This is a genomic window from Paraburkholderia fungorum, from assembly GCF_003610895.1.
Lineage (GTDB): Bacteria > Pseudomonadota > Gammaproteobacteria > Burkholderiales > Burkholderiaceae > Paraburkholderia > Paraburkholderia fungorum_B.
Window position 1 is genome coordinate 54,260 of record NZ_MCAS01000010.1, and the last position, 16,892, is coordinate 71,151.

Sequence of the window (16,892 nt, forward strand, 5' to 3'; positions counted from 1 at the left end):
GTATCGCGGTCGTGGCAAACTCTCTACAATGAATCTCAACTTGCCATGAAAGCCAGCCTCCAACTCCGCCTATCGCAGCATCTTGCGCTGACCCCGCAACTGCAGCAGTCCATCCGGCTGCTTCAGCTGTCTACGCTCGAACTGCAGCAGGAAGTCGCAATGGCGATCTCGCAGAATCCGCTCCTCGAAAACGAGGACGACTGGATCGCGAGCCCCCTGCGCGTGGCGGCCGACGGTTCGTTGATCGCCCAGGCGCCCAATTCCTCCGCACCGCCCGACCAGATGGGCGGCAATAGCTCGTCTTCGTCCACCAGCAGCAGCGAGCGCGCCGATAACGGCGAGCCGCAGGGCGTGGATGAATACAACGGCCTCGCGAGCGACGGCAGCGGCGAAGCGTCGCAATGGAACCTCGACGACTACGGCCGCTCCGGCAATGCCTCAGACGACGACGATCTGCCGCCGCTGCAAATCCACGAGTCGAGCACCTCGCTGCGCGATCACCTGATGGCGCAACTTCGCGTCACCCAGGCGAGCCAACGCGACCGCGCACTCATCACGTTCCTGATCGAATCGCTCGACGACGACGGCTACCTTGCCGCCACGCTCGACGAAGTGCTGACCGATCTGCCCGACGAGCTCGAAGTCGATCTCGACGAAATGAACGCCGCGCTCGCATTGCTGCACAGCTTCGACCCGGCAGGGGTCGGCGCGCGCTCCGCGTCCGAATGTCTCAAGCTGCAATTGCTGCGACTCGACCAGTCGCCTACGCGCACGCTTGCGCTCGACATCGTCGCCCACCATCTGGAACTGCTCGCGGCACGCGACTTCACGCGCCTGCGCAAGCATCTGAAGGCGAACGACGACGATCTGCGCGATGCGCATAGCCTGATCCGCTCGCTCGAGCCGTTTCCCGGCGCCGCTTACGGCAAGGCGGAAGCGGACTATGTCGTGCCGGACATCATGGTGCGCAAAACGGCACAGGGCTGGCAGGCGGAACTCAACCCGGAAGTGGTGCCGAAGCTGCGGATCAACCATCTGTACGCGAATATTCTGCGCAATAACCGCGGCGATCCGGGCAGCGGATCGTTGCGCCAGCAACTGCAGGAAGCACGCTGGCTGATCAAAAATATCCAGCAGCGGTTCGAGACGATCCTCCGGGTCGCGCAGGCTATTGTCGAGCGTCAAAAGAGCTTTTTTGTTCATGGCGAAATTGCCATGCGCCCCTTGGTTTTGCGAGAAATTGCTGATACGCTGGGCCTACACGAGTCAACTGTCTCGCGTGTGACAACCGGTAAATACATGCTGACCCCATTCGGGACGCTTGAATTTAAGTACTTCTTCGGATCACACGTTTCGACTGACACGGGCGGCGCGGCCTCTTCCACGGCCATTCGCGCGCTCATCAAGCAACTGATAGGAGCGGAAAACCCGAAATCTCCTCTTTCAGACAGCCGCATAGCCGAACTGCTGGCGGAACAGGGCTTCGTGGTCGCACGGCGTACCGTTGCGAAGTATCGCGAAGCACTCAAGATTCCGGCAGTCAACCTGCGCAAGTCTCTGTAGCCCGCCGCCTCCCGCGACGGGCATTTACCGGCCGCTCCGCAGTTGGCGGACAGGCCGGCCGATGCGACCTGCCAGAAGTCAGTCACCGGGGGGCGACTCAGGCAAGCCGACAGATCGACCGGACCTTCGTCATCGTGCGGAACAAGCGGCCTCTAGCTTGGAGAAGCACTATGAATCTGCAGATCAGTGGACACCACCTCGAAGTAACGCCTGCGTTGCGCGAATACGTGATCACCAAACTGGATAGGGTGCTAAGACATTTCGATCAGGTAATCGACGGCAGTGTGGTCCTCTCGGTCGACAACCACAAGGAAAAGGAAAAGCGTCAAAAGGTTGAAATCAACCTGCATCTCAAGGGCAAGGATATCTTCGTCGAGAGTTGTGACAGCGACCTCTACGCTGCGATCGATCTGATGATCGACAAGCTCGACCGGCAAGTGATACGCCATAAGGATCGCCTGCAAGGCCATCAGCACGACGCGATCAAGTACCAGCCGGCACCGCTACTGGATGTGCCGCCGCAATAAGGAAGATTAGAAGGCTTTTTTCACATTCCTTCGTTTTCCCCATTTGCCGTTATTTGTTCAGCCAAACCGCCCGAGACCGGGCGGTTTTTCGTTTGTGGACCGCTTTCTCGCCCTGCGGCACAGATCGGATCAATCCTGCGAAGAAACCCATGATGCATGGATGGCGCGCCGCACCATCCATGGCTACCCTGATCTATAATGTTCCGGTTACCATCGGGGTCAAGCAAGCTCAAAGGGAAAACGGTCGGCCGGAGTCCTGTGCTTTCGGACTCCAACGCACGTCGCCGCGAGCATCAAACGAATGGAACACCACTCAAACGCCCCAGCGAGGAGAACCCAGGCCACGTTTTCGCCTGTCAACATGAATCGTTTAGCCAAATTTCTTCCCCTCGAGAACGTCGTCGTCGGACTATCGGTCACCAGCAAGAAGCGCGTATTCGAGCAAGCGGGCCTGATCTTCGAGAACCAGAACGGCATCGCCCGTAGCACGGTCACTGACAATCTGTTTGCGCGTGAGCGCCTCGGATCGACGGGGCTCGGCGAAGGCGTCGCGATTCCGCACGGCCGGATCAAAGGCTTGAAGCAACCGCTCGCCGCGTTCGTCCGGCTTGCCGAACCCATCCCCTTCGAATCGCCCGACGGCCAGCCGGTCTCGCTGCTGATCTTCCTGCTTGTGCCCGAACAGGCCACCCAGCAGCACCTCGAAATCCTTTCGGAAATCGCCCAGTTGCTGTCCGACCGCGAGGCCCGCGAGCGCCTGCACACGGAAGAAGACCGCGAATCGTTGCATCGCCTGCTCACTCAGTGGCAACCTTGATGCATCGGCGATTGTCCGCGGACCGCTTACCCGGCGGCTTATCCACCTGCTTATGCGTCCGCTCATGTATCCGCCATGTATCCGGTTACCCGCCGCCGGCGTGCAGGTACAGTTGAGCAAGAAAAACGGTCCGCGTTAGCGCCCCTCTTTGCCCGGCAAGCGGCCCACACTGGAGTCACTGACTCATGGATACGTCCAGCATCAACGCCCAGAGCATTTTCGACGACAACGCCGCCACGCTGAAACTGAGCTGGCTGACGGGGCATGAAGGCTGGGAGCGCGGCTTTTCTTCGGAATCGGTCGCCAATGCCACGTCGAGCGCCGACCTCGTCGGCCATTTGAACCTGATCCACCCGAACCGGATCCAGGTGCTCGGCGACGCCGAGATCGACTACTACAAGCGCCAAACCGACGAAGACCGCTCGCGCCACATGGCCGAGCTGATCGCGCTGGAACCGCCATTTCTGGTGGTGGCGGGCGGCGTCGCGGCACCCCCTGAACTGGTGCTGCGCTGCACGCGCTCGTCCACGCCGCTCTTCACCACGCCAATGTCGGCCGCCGCGGTGATCGACAGCCTGCGCCTTTATATGTCGCGCATTCTCGCGCCGCGCGCCACGCTGCACGGCGTGTTTCTCGACATTCTCGGCATGGGCGTGCTGCTCACCGGCGATTCTGGTCTCGGCAAAAGCGAACTTGGGCTGGAACTGATCAGCCGTGGCCACGGCCTCGTCGCCGACGACGCGGTGGATTTCGTGCGCCTCGGCCCGGATTTCGTCGAAGGGCGCTGCCCGCCGCTGCTGCAAAACCTGCTCGAAGTACGCGGTCTCGGCCTGCTCGACATCAAGACAATCTTCGGTGAAACCGCGGTACGCCGCAAAATGAAGCTGAAACTGATCGTGCAACTGGTGCGCCGTCCCGACGGTGAATTCCAGCGACTGCCGCTGGAAAGCCAGACCGTCGACGTACTTGGCTTGCCGATCAGCAAAGTCACGATTCAGGTTGCGGCCGGCCGCAATCTCGCGGTGCTGGTCGAAGCGGCCGTGCGCAACACGATCCTGCAATTGCGCGGCATCGATACGCTGCGCGACTTCATGGATCGCCAGCGCCTCGCCATGCAGGACCCGGACAGCCAGTTTCCCGGCAAATTGATCTGAATCCGCGGCACCCCGTGGCGTTGTGTCAGGACCGCAAACGGCGGCTGTCGCGGCACGCGCACGGGGACCAGATGCTATGATGAACTGTACGGATTCCACGACTCCATGCGCATAATCCTGATCACCGGTATTTCCGGCTCCGGCAAATCAGTTGCCCTGAACGCGCTTGAAGACGCAGGCTATTACTGCGTCGACAATCTGCCGCCGCGTTTTCTGCCGCAACTGGCCAACTATCTCGCCGACGACGGCCAGGAACGCCTCGCCGTCGCTATCGACGCGCGTTCGAGCGCCTCGCTCGACGAAATGCCCGCAATGATCCGCGACCTGTCGCGCGCCCACGACGTACGTGTACTCTTCCTGAACGCAAGCACGCAGTCGCTGATTCAACGCTTCTCCGAAACACGCCGGCGCCATCCTCTGTCCGGTTCCACCGCGCATGATGCGGACGTCGGTCTGTTGACGTCGCTCGCCGAAGCGATTGAACGCGAGCGCGAACTCGTGGCAGGCCTCGCAGAGTTTGGCCACCAGATCGACACCAGCAATCTGCGCGCAAACGTGCTGCGTGCATGGGTGAAACGCTTCATCGAACAGGAAGATGCGGGGCTCGTGCTGATGTTCGAGTCCTTCGGCTTTAAACGCGGTGTGCCGCTCGACGCTGATTTTGTTTTCGACGTACGCACGCTGCCGAACCCGTACTACGATCATGAATTGCGGCCGCTCACGGGCCTCGACAAACCGGTGATGGATTTTCTCGATGCGCTGCCGGTCGTGCATGAAATGATCGACGACATCGAAAAGTTTCTCGTCAAATGGCTTCCGCATTTCCGCGACGACAATCGTAGTTATCTGACGGTCGCGATCGGTTGCACGGGCGGCCAGCACCGCTCGGTATTCATTGCGGAGACGCTTGCCGCGCGTCTCGCAACGTCGGCGAATGTCATTGTGCGGCACCGCGATGCGCCGATTCCTATCGGCGAATCATCGAAGTTAGTGGCTTAACCGGCCGTATCGCGCGGCCTCAACTCGAAGCGTTGCGCCATGTCTTCTTCTACAGTGCTTGCCGATGTGCCGCTGTTTCCGCTGCATACGGTGCTGTTTCCAGATGGATTGTTGCCACTGAAAATCTTCGAAGCGCGCTACCTCGACATGGCGCGCGACTGTTTGCGCGACAAAACACCGTTCGGCGTGTGTCTGCTGAAAAGCGGCGCCGAAGTGGCGCGCGCTGAAGAGCCTTCGGTACCCGAAGCAATTGGCTGCCTCGCCGAAATCGAAGAGTGCGATGTCGAAGCCTTCGGCATGCTGCTGATTCGGGCACGGGGCACGCGGCGGTTTCGCCTGCTGTCGCATCGGGTGGAAACGAGCGGTTTGCTGGTTGGCATGGCGGAGCCGCTCGGCGACGACATACCGCTCGAGGGCAATGAGCAACTGGCCAAGTTCGGCGCGTGCTCGGAAGTACTCGAACGGATCATCGCCACGATCCGCGAACGCGATCCCGACAGTTTGCCGTTCGCGGAGCCGTTCAGACTGGAAGATCCGTCATGGGTGTCGAACCGGCTCGCGGAAGTGCTGCCGATCGCCCTTCGCGCAAGGCAAAAGCTTATGGAATTGCAGGACGCGGGCGCGCGAATCGACGTGGTTCATCACTATATGCAGCAGCATCAGCTACTTTGATTCGGCGTCGGTTGCCCGGAATCGTTTTGCTGGTGATTGCTTAAATCAACGAGCCCTGCAAGCCATCCAGCAGTTTGCGCACCGGCGCGGGCACGCCGAACGAGTCGAGATCGCTTAGTGGAACCCACGCGGTATCCGCGTCGCCTAGCGCGGAGAATGCGCCCGCACCGCGATCCAGCTCGACGAGCCGCGGCTCGATATCCAGCTTGAAATGCGTAAAAACGTGCGTAAGCGGCGCGAGCGGCGAGGCTGCGCCTTCGCCGCCGAAGGCGCGCGCGCGCTCGGCGAGTGCGGCTTCGTCAGCGGCTTCGGGCAGGCTCCACAAGCCGCCCCAGATGCCTGACGGCGGGCGCTTTTCCAGCATCACCGCATTACCGTCGCGCAGCACCAGCATCCATGTGCGGCGTGTCGGCACAGCTTTCTTTGGCCGTGCCGTGGGCAGTACACGCTGACGTCCGGTCACGTTGGCCACGCAGTCGACGGCGAACGGGCAGCGCAGGCAATCCGGCTTGCCGCGCACACACAGCGTTGCACCGAGGTCCATCAAGCCTTGCGTGTACGCACTGACGTCGTTTTCCGATGCGTTGGACGGCAGCAGCGATTCCGCCAGCGTCCACATCGCATTCTCGACTTTCTTTTCACCCGGGAAACCTTCGACACCGAATACACGCGCCAACACGCGCTTCACGTTGCCGTCGAGAATCGTGGCCCGCGCGCCGAATGCAAAAGAGGCAATGGCCGCCGCCGTCGAGCGGCCGATGCCCGGCAATTCCGCGAGCGCGTCGGCCGACGCGGGAAACGCACCGCCATGCTGCTCGACGACCACCTGCGCGCAGCGGTGCAGATTGCGCGCGCGCGAGTAGTAGCCGAGGCCGGCCCACAACGCCATCACATCGTCCGCCGGCGCGGCGGCGAGCGAGGCCACATCCGGACAACGCGCAAGAAACTTCGCGTAGTACGGAATCACCGTCGATACCTGCGTCTGCTGCAGCATGATTTCCGACAGCCAGATGCGATATGGATCACGCGTGTTCTGCCACGGCAGGTCATGACGGCCATGCTGGCGCTGCCACGCAATCAGCCGCGCGGAAAAATCAGACATAACCGGGAAAGCAGACGCAGCGGACGGAGCAGACGGGCTTATACGAGATGGCATTGAAGAATTAACGCTGGCAGGTGGGACAGAAATACGTGGAGCGCTGCCCCTGCACGATCTGTTTGATCGGCGTTCCACACACGCGGCATGGCAGCCCCGCGCGATCATAGACGAAATAGTCGAGCTGGAAGTAACCGCTTTCGCCATCGCTGCCGACGAAATCACGCAACGTGCTGCCGCCCTTCTCGATCGCTGCGGCGAGCGTGACGCGCACCGCGTCCGCCAGCAGGTCGTAGCGCACGAGCGAGACGCGACCCGCTGCGGTGGTGGGCCGGATACCGGCGCGAAAGAGGCTTTCCGAAGCGTAGATATTACCCACGCCGACCACGATCTCCCCCGCCAGCAACGCCTGTTTCACCGACACCTTGCGCCCGCGCGTGAGCCGGTGCATCAGCGCGCCGGAAAACGCCGGCGAAAACGGCTCGACACCAAGGCCCGCGAGCAGCGGATGCTCCAGCACATTGCCGGTTTCGCGCGGGTGCCACAGCACCGCGCCGAAGCGCCGCGGGTCGCGATAGCGCAAAATGAATTCGTCGAAAATCCAGTCGATGTGATCGTGCTTCGCCGCAGCCGGCGGGCGCGGCACATGGCGCAGCACACGCAGCGTACCGGTCATGCCGAGATGCACAATGAACCAGCCGGCATCGATTTCGAACAACAGATACTTGCCGCGCCGCTCTACCTTGCGCACCACGCTGCCGCGCAAGGTTTTCGCAAGGTCCGCCGGAATCGGCCAACGCAGCGCGGGCGTGCGCACATCGACGCGTTCAACCTTGCGCCCGGACACATACGGTTCGATTCCCCTTCGGGTAACCTCAACTTCTGGCAACTCTGGCATGTCTAACTGGTCTGCAACTTGCGTGAGTGGTTGTGCGCTTATTGTAGCGAGCGCGTTACAATCGTCCGAAACATTGAACGGATTTCCATGAACTTGTCCTTCGTGAAGCTGTTTTCGAAGCGCCCGGCTAGCGCATCCCGCGTGCTGCAGGCCGTGTCCGCTCGCCGTATGCTCGGTACCGCCGCGCTCGCCGTCTGGGCGCTGGCCGCCGTGCCTGCGCACGCGCAGGATCCATCGCCCGACTCGGATGACACCTCCGTCACCCTGCCGGACCCGCTCGGCCCGGCAACGGCAGAAGACCAGAAGTCCCTGCCGAACGTGCCGTTGTCCAGCCAGATCGTATTCCAGGTGCTCGCCGCTGAAGTCGCGTTGCAACGCGACCAGCCGGCGCCCGCCTACCAGACCTACCTCGCGCTCGCGCGCGACACGCACGATCCGCGCATGGCGCAACGCGCCACGGAAATTGCGCTGGCCGCGCAAAGCCCATCGGACGCTTTGGCCGCCGCGCAATTGTGGCAGCAGTATGCGCCGGATTCGGAACGCGCCGCGCAACTCGACGCATCCCTGCTCGTGCTGTCAGGCAAACCTGACGACGCCGAACCGGTACTCGCGCGAGAACTCGCGAAAGTGCCGGCCGACAATCGCGGCAGCGCGATTCTGGCGCTGCAGCTGCTGCTCTCGCGCGGTCCCAACCGGATCGGCGGCTTGCACGTGTTGCAAGACCTGCTGAAAAACGACCTGAACCGGCCCGAGGCGCAACTGGCCATCGCACGCCAGCAACTCGTTTCCGACGACGCACCGGGTGCGCGCAAATCGCTCGAACAGGCGCTCACGCTCAAGCCCGACTATCTGCCGGCCGCGCTGATGCTGTCGCAGATGGGTCCGGAGGAGCGCAAGGAAGGGATCGCGTCGCTCGAAAAGTATGTGCAGCAGAATCCGAAATCGCATGACGCGCGTCTCGCGCTCGCCCAGATGTATCTCGCGAGCGACCGTCTGGACGACGCGCAAAAGCAGTTCGAGGTCATGCACAAGAACAACGCGGCCGACCTCACGCCGCTGATGGCGCTCGCGCTGATCAAGATCCAGCAGAAGAATTTCAACGACGCGCAGACCTATCTGACCCAGTACGCGCAGCAAGCTGAAAAAACGCCGGGCGCCGATCCGGGCCAGGCGTATATCTATCTTGCGCAACTGGCGCTCGAACAGAAGAACGAAGCGGCCGCAAGCGACTGGCTGAACAAGGTTTCTCCTTCAAGCCAGCAATTCATGCCGGCCCAGATCACGCGGGCTCAATTGCTCGCCAAGCAGGGCAAGACGGACGACGCGCGCAGGTTGCTGGCCAGCCTGCAGTCACCCGATCCGCGCGACCAGGCGCTGATCGCACGCACCGACGCCGCCATTCTGTTCGACGCGAAGCGCTACCCGGAGGCGGAAACACGCCTGCAACAAGCAACGGCCGCCTTCCCCGACGACCCCGATCTCACCTATGACTACGCCATGTCCGCCGAAAAGACCGGTCATTACGATGTCATGGAAGCGCAACTGCGCAAGCTGATCCAGACGCAGCCGGACAATCCGCAGGCATACAACGCGCTCGGCTATTCACTTGCCGATCGCAACCTGCGCCTGCCGGAAGCCGACAAGCTGATCGAGAAGGCATCGTCACTGGCGCCGAACGACGCGTTCATCATGGACAGCGTCGGCTGGGTCAAGTACCGGATGGGCAATACGACAGACGCAATCAAGCTCCTGCGCAAAGCGTACGACCTGCAGCCGAACGCCGAAATCGGAGCGCACCTCGGCGAAGTCTTATGGAAAACCGGAGCGCAGGATCAAGCCCGCGCTGCCTTCCGCGATGCGCGCAAGCTCGAACCGGACAACGACACATTGGTCAAAACGCTGCAACGTCTTCAGGTAAACGATCTTTGATGCGTCTTTCCCGCTTGATCTCTTATCCCCGGGCGCCGCGTGGCGCTGCGCTCGGGTTCGTAGCGGCAGCGGTTGTCGCGTTGGCCGGTTGCGCATCGGTGCAACCGCAGGGGCCGTCCACATCGAACGCGGCAACAGCCGTTTCCACCCAGACCAGCCGCGCTTATCAGGGCCGTTTCGCGATCCAGTACAACGATCAGAACGGCCAGCAGCGCAATGCCTATGGCAACTTCACCTGGCAGGAAACGGGTGATACGGTCACCTTGCAATTGCGCAATCCGCTTGGACAGACACTCGCGATCGTGACCTCGTCGCCTGCGTCCGCCACGCTCGAGTTGCCCAACCGTCAGCCGCTCACCGCCGACAACGTCTCCACGCTCATGCAGAACGCGCTCGGCTTCGCGCTGCCGGTCGAAGGGCTCCGCTACTGGCTGCAGCCTTCGCCGGCGCCCACTTCACGCGCGAAGACAGAGAAGGATCCGGACCAGCCCTCGCGTCTGAAGCAGATCATGCAGGACGGCTGGACGATCGACTACCTGGCCTATGCCGATGCGCCGGCCACCGGCGTGAAGCGCCTGAACCTGAGCCGCTCGGAACCACCGCTCGACATCAAGCTCGTGCTGGATCAGTAGTCACCCCTGTTCACGAGCGCAACCCTTACCGCTTCTTGCGCGCCGCGATGGCGCATGCAACCCAGACTCATGATTGAAACGACCGATTCGCTGCGCGATTGCCTCGCACCAGCGAAACTCAACCTCTTCCTCCACATCACCGGCCGCCGGCCCGATGGCTATCACACGCTGCAAACCGTGTTCCAGTTGCTCGACTGGGGCGACACGCTGCACTTCAGGCGGCGCGACGACGGCCTCATCACGCGCAGCACTGAAATCGCCGACGTGCCGCCTGAACACGACCTCACCGTGCGTGCGGCGACACTCCTGAAAGCGCATACCGGCTCTCCCGAGGGTGTCGATATCGAAATCGACAAGCGCCTGCCGATGGGTGCGGGCCTTGGCGGCGGCAGTTCCGACGCGGCCACCACGCTGCTCGCGCTGAACCGTCTCTGGAAACTCGATTTGCCGCGACTGGAGTTGCAGGCGCTGGCATTGAAGCTCGGCGCGGACGTGCCATTCTTTGTTTTTGGGAAAAATGCGTTCGCACAGGGTGTCGGAGAGGCTTTAGACGTTGTACAATTGCCGCCGCGTCATTTCCTGGTAGTGACGCCGAGGGTTCATGTTCCGACTGCAGCGATTTTTTCCGAAAAAGCGTTGACAAGAGATTCGAAACCCCTCATAATTACGGACTTTCCTGCAGAACTTAGCTGCAACACTGAATGGCCAGAAAGTTTCGGCCGGAATGACATGCAGCAAGTTGTCGTGGGAAAATACGCGGAAGTAGCGCGAGTGCTGCGGTGGTTTGAAACCATCGCGCCAGCGCGGATGTCTGGGTCAGGTGCAAGTGTATTTGCAGCGTTCCGTAGTAAAGCTGAAGCAGAATCGGTGCAAGCCAGACTGCCAGCCGAATGGAACAGCGCAGTGACTGCAGGTCTCGATCAGCATCCACTCTTTGCTTTCGCGTCATAAGTTTTGCATCGTCGAACGTTCCCTCGTTCGGTGAAGCTCAAAGTTAGTGTAGGGGAGTCGCCAAGTTGGTTAAGGCACCGGATTTTGATTCCGGCATTCGAAGGTTCGACTCCTTCCTCCCCTGCCAAAAATTCTCGCATTTCCCTCGCCCCCAGCCTGAAGTAGGTGCACGATGAGCAGCCATGACGGCCTGATGGTTTTTACTGGCAACGCAAATCCCGCGCTTGCACAGGAAGTCGTCAAAATCCTCGGTATTCCCCTCGGCAAAGCAATGGTTAGCCGTTTCTCGGACGGTGAAATCCAGGTCGAGATTCAGGAAAACGTGCGTGGCAAGGATGTCTTCGTCCTGCAGTCCACCTGCGCGCCGGCGAATGACAATCTGATGGAACTGATGATCATGGTCGATGCGCTCAAGCGCGCATCCGCAGGCCGGATCACCGCAGCCATCCCCTACTTCGGTTATGCCCGTCAAGATCGGCGCCCGCGTTCGGCGCGTGTCGCCATCTCGGCGAAGATCGTGGCGAACATGCTGGAAATCGCTGGCGTCGAGCGGATCATTACGATGGATCTGCACGCCGACCAGATTCAAGGTTTCTTCGACATCCCGGTCGACAATATCTACGCTACGCCCGTGCTGCTCGGCGATCTGCGCAAGCAGAACTACGAGAACCTGCTGGTCGTTTCGCCGGACGTCGGCGGCGTGGTGCGTGCCCGTGCATTGGCCAAGCAACTGAATTGCGATCTCGCGATCATCGACAAACGCCGCCCGAAGGCGAATGTAGCCGAAGTGATGAACATCATCGGCGAAGTCGAAGGCCGCACCTGCGTGATCATGGACGACATGGTCGACACCGCAGGCACGCTTTGCAAGGCAGCTCAGGTTTTGAAGGAACGCGGTGCGAAACAGGTGTTCGCTTACGCCACCCACCCGGTTCTGTCGGGCGGTGCAGGCGAGCGTATTGCCGCTTCCGCACTCGATGAACTCGTTGTCACCGATACGATCCCGCTCGGCGAAGAAGCCCGTTCGTGCGCCAAGATCCGTTCGCTGAGCAGCGCCGGCCTGCTCGCCGAAACGTTCTCGCGGATTCGCCGCGGCGATTCGGTGATGTCGCTGTTCGCTGAAAGTTAAGTATTTGCGAAGGCGCGGCGCGGCATGCAGTACCGCGCGCCGCACTTTTGCACAATTGGCATGAACGGACGAAGGTTCGTGCCATCGCTCTGGGGCCTCAGCCGTAATGGCTTGGAGGCCCCGTTTTTACTGCCTGGTCGCGGGCAGTGCATTGGAGATTCAATATGAAAGTAGTCGCTTTCGAGCGTTCCTTGCAAGGTACGGGTGCGAGCCGCCGCCTGCGTATCTCGGGTAAGACCCCGGGCATCGTATATGGCGCTGGTGCTGAAACGCAATTGGTCGAACTGGACCACAACGCACTTTGGCACGCGCTGAAGAAAGAAGTTTTCCACTCGTCGATCCTCGACCTGGAAATCGGTGGCAAGTCGCAACAGGTTCTGCTGCGCGACGTGCAATACCACCCGTTCCGTCAGCTCGTGCTGCACGTGGACTTCCAACGTGTCGACGCGAAGAAAAAGCTGCACACCAAGGTGCCGCTGCACTTCATGAACCAGGAAACCAACCCGGCAGTGAAGCTGTCGGGCGCGGTGATCTCGCACGTCCTCAACGAAATCGAAATCGAGTGCCTGCCGTCGGCACTGCCGGAATTCCTCGAAGTCGACCTGGTGAAGATCGAAGCAGGCCACTCGCTGCACGCCAAGGACATCGTCCTGCCGGCAGGCGTGGCACTGGTTGCTCACGTTGACGCAGAAAACCCGGTCGTCGCATTGGCAACGATCCCGGCTGGCGCAGTCGCTGAAAGCGACGCCGCTGCTGCTGCGGGTGAAGGCGAAAAGCCGGCTGCCTAAGTGCCTGTTGGGCGCTGAGCAAGCAATCCTCTCGAGCCGTTTCAATGAAACGGTCGATGTGACCCGCCGAGGTTCGCCCCGGCGGGTTTTTTTTCGGTTTTTTTCGGCTCGGCCGCATTCGGCGCGCGGGCCAGATGGACCTACGCAATCATGATCAAGCTGATCGTCGGGCTCGGCAATCCGGGCGCTGAATACACCGCGACACGCCACAATGCCGGCTTCTGGCTTGTCGATCAACTGGCGCGCGAAGCAGGCACGACGCTGCGCGACGAGCGGCGCTTCCACGGTTTCTACGCGAAGGCCCGGCTGCATGGCGAAGAAGTACATCTGCTGGAACCGCAGACGTATATGAACCGCTCGGGGCAATCGGTTGTGGCGCTCGCGCAGTTCTTCAAGATTCTTCCGGACGAAATCCTGGTTGCGCACGATGAACTCGACATGCCGCCTGGCAGCGTCAAACTGAAGCTCGGTGGCGGCAGCGGCGGCCATAACGGGCTGAAGGACATCACCGCCCATTTGTCCTCGCAGCAGTACTGGCGGCTGCGGATCGGCATCGGCCATCCCCGTGACCTGATTCCGGAAAGCGCGCGAGCCGGCGCCAAGCCGGACGTCGCCAACTACGTGCTCAAACCACCGCGACGGGAAGAACAGGATGTGATCGATGCGTCGGTCGAACGGGCGTTGGCCGTGATGCCGCAAATCATCAAGGGCGAGTTTGAACGGGCGACGATGCAACTGCATCGCAACAATCCCTGAGCGCGCCCTGCCCGCAACCGTATCGCCGTATCGCCGTATCGCCGTATCGCCGTATCGCCGTATCGCCGTATCGCCGTATCGCCGTATCGCCGTATCGCCATCAACAGGAGAATCGCTTGAGCCGCTACTGGAGTGACATCGTTCATCGTCTGACGCCGTACGTGCCGGGCGAGCAACCGGCGATCGCGCACCCGGTGAAGCTGAACACCAACGAGAACCCTTATCCGCCGTCGCCACGCGTGCTTGAAGCGATCCGGCAGGAACTGGGGGCCGCGGGCGAGTCGCTGCGGCGCTATCCCGACCCGAGCGCGCGCAAGTTACGCGAAACGGTCGCCGCGTTTCATGGCATTCGCCCGGAACAGGTGTTTGCAGGCAACGGTTCGGACGAAGTACTCGCGCTCACCTTTCAGGCGTTACTGAAGCACGACAAACCGTTGCTGTTTCCAGATATCACCTACAGTTTCTACCCGACCTACGCGCGGCTCTTCGAAGTCGACTATCGGACCATCGCACTCGACGACAGCTTCGCCATCCAGGTCGACGACTACGCCGCACCGAACGGCGGCATACTGTTTCCGAACCCGAACGCGCCGACCGGACGACCGCTGCCGCTCGCCGATATCGAACGGCTGGTGGCGCGCAACACCGACTCGGTCGTGGTAATCGACGAGGCTTATGTCGATTTCGGCGCCGAATCGGCCATCGCCCTGATCGACCGCTATCCCAATCTGCTGGTGATCCAGACGGTATCGAAATCGCGCTCGCTGGCCGGCATGCGCGTCGGCCTCGCGTTCGGCAATCCCGGATTGATTGACGCGCTGAACCGCGTGAAGGACAGTTTCAACTCGTATCCGCTCGACCGTCTCGCGCAAGCCGCGGCCACCGCAGCCTATGAGGACGATGCGTGGTTCCGCGACAACTGCGCCAGGGTGATTGCCAGCCGTGAGCGGCTAGCGGCTGGTTTGACCGCACTGGGTTTCGAGGTGGTGCCGTCGGCGGCGAACTTGCTGTTCGCGCGTCACGAAGGCTACGACGCCGCGACGCTCATGACACGGCTAAAGGAAAAGGAAATCTTCGTGCGCCATTTCAAGGCAGCGCGAATCGACCAGCATCTGCGGATCTCGGTCGGCACCGATACCGAATGCGGCATTCTGCTGGACGCACTGCGCGACATTTTCAGCGCTTACGTCGGATAGCGACCAGGATAAGCGCACGCGACACCAAGCGTTGCTACTAAAGAAAACGGCGAGGCAGATGCCTCGCCGTTCACCCTCATTCAACGCTCAAGCAAGCTTCGCAGCCTGCAGTGCGTGATACTTCGCCATTAAACCTTCCGCCGTCTCCAGATGCTCCGGGTCGCGCGGAATGCACTCGACCGGACAGACCTGAATACACTGAGGCTCGTCGAAATGACCGACACATTCGGTGCATTTCTTCGGGTCGATTACATAGATTTCCGCGCCCATCGAAATCGCGTCGTTCGGGCACTCGGGCTCGCACACGTCGCAATTGATGCACTCGTCGGTAATCATCAAGGCCATACTTCTCTCACTTCGCGCCAGCCGAAGCCAGCTTTGATCCGTCAAACCAACAGTTTACGCCGGTTAAGGTTGTCCCGCCGAAACACCGTCATTCGGATCCAGCAAAGCAACCTTCTCCTTCAGCCATTTTTCGACCGACGGGAACACGAACTTGCTGACATCGCCGCCCAGTTGTGCGATTTCACGCACGATGGTGCCGGAGATGAACTGGTATTGATCGGACGGCGTCATGAACATGGTCTCGACGTCCGGTAGCAGATAACGGTTCATACCGGCCATCTGGAACTCATATTCGAAGTCCGAGACGGCGCGCAGGCCACGCACGATCACGCGCGCGTTATTGCTGCGGACGAAGTCCTTCAATAGCCCTTTGAAGCTCATCACCTGAACGTTCGGGTAGTGCCCGAGCACCTCATGAGCGATGTCCAGACGCTCTTTCAGGGTGAAAAACGGCTTCTTGTTGCGGCTGTCGGCAACGCCCACCACCAGTGTGTCGAAAATACTCGACGCGCGTCGAACGAGGTCTTCGTGACCGCGCGTCAGCGGGTCGAACGTGCCCGGGTACACGGCGACTACCATGAGACTTCTCCTCTCTTCAGACAAATGGGCACGTCAAAGCGTCCACGCGACGCATTTGGCACCGACCGCACGCGTGACGGTAACCGTCCGCTGCTTGTTTTGGAACGCGCATTATTCCTTATTTTCGCGCTGCAGCAAATGAAAGTGGACAGCGCCCGCTTTGCCCTGCCGCACGATTTCCCAACCGGCGAGCGTCTCGTTCCCCTCGAGTTCGAGCGCAACACCCGCCTCCACATAAAGAAAACCCTCCGGGCTGAGCAGCGGCACGGCCAGTGCGAGCGCCTTGTCGAGCAGATCGTCGCCGAACGGCGGATCGAGGAAAATCACGTCGAACGATCCCGGCGCGAGACTCGCTGCGAGACGCAAGCCGTCAGCTTCCGCGATTTCGATCGTACGCGCTGACAGGCGCTCCTGGTTGGCCCGCAACTGGCCGGCGGCCCGCGCGTTGCGCTCGACCATCAATACGCGCGCCGCGCCGCGCGAGGCGGCCTCGAAGCCCAACGCGCCGCTGCCGGCGAACAGATCGAGGCAGCGCTGGCCGTCCAGCCGTTGGCCGAGCCAGTTGAACAGCGTTTCGCGCACGCGGTCGGGCGTGGGACGCAGGCCGTCGAGATCGAGCACGGGCAGCGGCGTGCGCTTCCAGTCGCCGCCAATGATACGGATGGCGTGCGGCTTGCCGCCTTTGGACGAAGCGCCATGGGCGCGTGAGGGAGCAGAACGGGGCATGCAGTTTCGAATACGTGATAGGGATGCCCGCCACGCCGATGCGTAGGGACTGGAGGGCCAACGTTACCACAGGGGCGCACGGCGTCCAGCCTGGCCGTCCGGCCAATACGACGGGTGGCGGCGCGCCTGATAAAA

Annotated in this window: 18 protein-coding genes and 1 tRNA gene; 14 read left to right on the forward strand and 5 right to left on the reverse strand. The window is 61.2% G+C overall.

All coding sequences use genetic code 11. The features are described from left to right. Positions 1-45 precede the first annotated feature (45 nt). From BCY88_RS11340 to BCY88_RS11365, 6 genes are all read left to right on the forward strand, one after another. The gene (locus BCY88_RS11340; RefSeq protein WP_120344345.1) at positions 46-1,563 is read left to right on the forward strand and encodes an RNA polymerase factor sigma-54; all 1,518 of its coding nucleotides are present in this window, start codon (positions 46-48) and stop codon (positions 1,561-1,563) included. 170 nt (positions 1,564-1,733) lie between these two features. Then, positions 1,734-2,090 carry a ribosome hibernation-promoting factor, HPF/YfiA family gene (gene hpf, locus BCY88_RS11345; protein WP_028199089.1) on the forward strand — a complete coding sequence of 119 codons (357 nt, stop codon included), beginning with the start codon at positions 1,734-1,736 and terminating at the stop codon, positions 2,088-2,090. Between the two features lie 301 nt (positions 2,091-2,391). Beyond that, entirely contained in the window at positions 2,392-2,907 is a 516-nt protein-coding gene (locus tag BCY88_RS11350; RefSeq protein WP_074285509.1) for a PTS sugar transporter subunit IIA, read from the forward strand. 185 nt (positions 2,908-3,092) lie between these two features. Continuing rightward, positions 3,093-4,061: an HPr(Ser) kinase/phosphatase gene (gene hprK / locus BCY88_RS11355; RefSeq protein WP_007179412.1), complete on the forward strand. Its 969-nt coding sequence runs from the start codon at positions 3,093-3,095 to the stop codon at positions 4,059-4,061. Positions 4,062-4,166: 105 nt separating this feature from the next. Then, on the forward strand, positions 4,167-5,060 hold the full coding sequence (gene rapZ / locus BCY88_RS11360) for an RNase adapter RapZ (protein WP_120344346.1): 894 nt from the start codon (positions 4,167-4,169) through the stop codon (positions 5,058-5,060). A 39-nt stretch (positions 5,061-5,099) separates the two neighbouring features. Then, on the forward strand, positions 5,100-5,732 hold the full coding sequence (locus BCY88_RS11365; RefSeq protein WP_120344347.1) for an LON peptidase substrate-binding domain-containing protein: 633 nt from the start codon (positions 5,100-5,102) through the stop codon (positions 5,730-5,732). 40 nt (positions 5,733-5,772) lie between these two features. On the opposite strand, the gene mutY is transcribed toward BCY88_RS11365, so the two are convergent. Together mutY and mutM are read right to left on the reverse strand one after the other, a co-directional pair. Next, positions 5,773-6,834, reverse strand: coding sequence for an A/G-specific adenine glycosylase (gene mutY / locus BCY88_RS11370; RefSeq protein ID WP_120344348.1), 1,062 nt, complete (start codon positions 6,832-6,834; stop codon positions 5,773-5,775). A 61-nt stretch (positions 6,835-6,895) separates the two neighbouring features. Next, on the reverse strand, positions 6,896-7,726 hold the full coding sequence (mutM, locus tag BCY88_RS11375; protein ID WP_120344349.1) for a bifunctional DNA-formamidopyrimidine glycosylase/DNA-(apurinic or apyrimidinic site) lyase: 831 nt from the start codon (positions 7,724-7,726) through the stop codon (positions 6,896-6,898). An 87-nt stretch (positions 7,727-7,813) separates the two neighbouring features. On the opposite strand from mutM, the gene BCY88_RS11380 reads away from it, so the two are divergent. The 8 genes from BCY88_RS11380 to hisC all read left to right on the forward strand — a co-directional run bounded on the left by BCY88_RS11380 (position 7,814) and on the right by hisC (position 15,107). Further along, complete coding sequence (locus tag BCY88_RS11380; RefSeq protein WP_120344350.1) at positions 7,814-9,655, forward strand: tetratricopeptide repeat protein; 1,842 nt, start codon at positions 7,814-7,816, stop codon at positions 9,653-9,655. Further along, entirely contained in the window at positions 9,655-10,287 is a 633-nt protein-coding gene (gene lolB, locus BCY88_RS11385; RefSeq protein WP_120344351.1) for a lipoprotein insertase outer membrane protein LolB, read from the forward strand. Before BCY88_RS11380 ends, lolB begins: the two co-directional genes overlap by 1 nt. Before the next feature lie 69 nt (positions 10,288-10,356). After that, entirely contained in the window at positions 10,357-11,238 is an 882-nt protein-coding gene (gene ispE, locus BCY88_RS11390; RefSeq protein WP_120344352.1) for a 4-(cytidine 5'-diphospho)-2-C-methyl-D-erythritol kinase, read from the forward strand. Positions 11,239-11,288: 50 nt separating this feature from the next. After that, positions 11,289-11,365 (forward strand) — tRNA-Gln (locus tag BCY88_RS11395). A 45-nt stretch (positions 11,366-11,410) separates the two neighbouring features. Further along, positions 11,411-12,367, forward strand: a complete 957-nt coding sequence (locus tag BCY88_RS11400) for a ribose-phosphate pyrophosphokinase (RefSeq protein WP_028199080.1) — start codon at positions 11,411-11,413, stop codon at positions 12,365-12,367. Between the two features lie 164 nt (positions 12,368-12,531). Then, positions 12,532-13,155: a 50S ribosomal protein L25/general stress protein Ctc gene (locus BCY88_RS11405; protein ID WP_120344353.1), complete on the forward strand. Its 624-nt coding sequence runs from the start codon at positions 12,532-12,534 to the stop codon at positions 13,153-13,155. Between the two features lie 150 nt (positions 13,156-13,305). Further along, entirely contained in the window at positions 13,306-13,911 is a 606-nt protein-coding gene (gene pth / locus BCY88_RS11410) for an aminoacyl-tRNA hydrolase (protein WP_120344354.1), read from the forward strand. 116 nt (positions 13,912-14,027) lie between these two features. Next, positions 14,028-15,107, forward strand: coding sequence for a histidinol-phosphate transaminase (hisC, locus tag BCY88_RS11415; RefSeq protein ID WP_120344355.1), 1,080 nt, complete (start codon positions 14,028-14,030; stop codon positions 15,105-15,107). Positions 15,108-15,194: 87 nt separating this feature from the next. Here hisC and BCY88_RS11420 read toward each other — a convergent pair whose 3' ends face one another. The 3 genes from BCY88_RS11420 to rsmD form a co-directional block, all read right to left on the reverse strand. Beyond that, on the reverse strand, positions 15,195-15,452 hold the full coding sequence (locus BCY88_RS11420) for a YfhL family 4Fe-4S dicluster ferredoxin (protein WP_120344356.1): 258 nt from the start codon (positions 15,450-15,452) through the stop codon (positions 15,195-15,197). Between the two features lie 63 nt (positions 15,453-15,515). After that, positions 15,516-16,031, reverse strand: coding sequence for a pantetheine-phosphate adenylyltransferase (coaD, locus tag BCY88_RS11425; protein ID WP_120344357.1), 516 nt, complete (start codon positions 16,029-16,031; stop codon positions 15,516-15,518). 111 nt (positions 16,032-16,142) lie between these two features. After that, the gene (rsmD, locus tag BCY88_RS11430; protein WP_120344358.1) at positions 16,143-16,757 is read right to left on the reverse strand and encodes a 16S rRNA (guanine(966)-N(2))-methyltransferase RsmD; all 615 of its coding nucleotides are present in this window, start codon (positions 16,755-16,757) and stop codon (positions 16,143-16,145) included. Between the last annotated feature and the right edge of the window lie 135 nt (positions 16,758-16,892).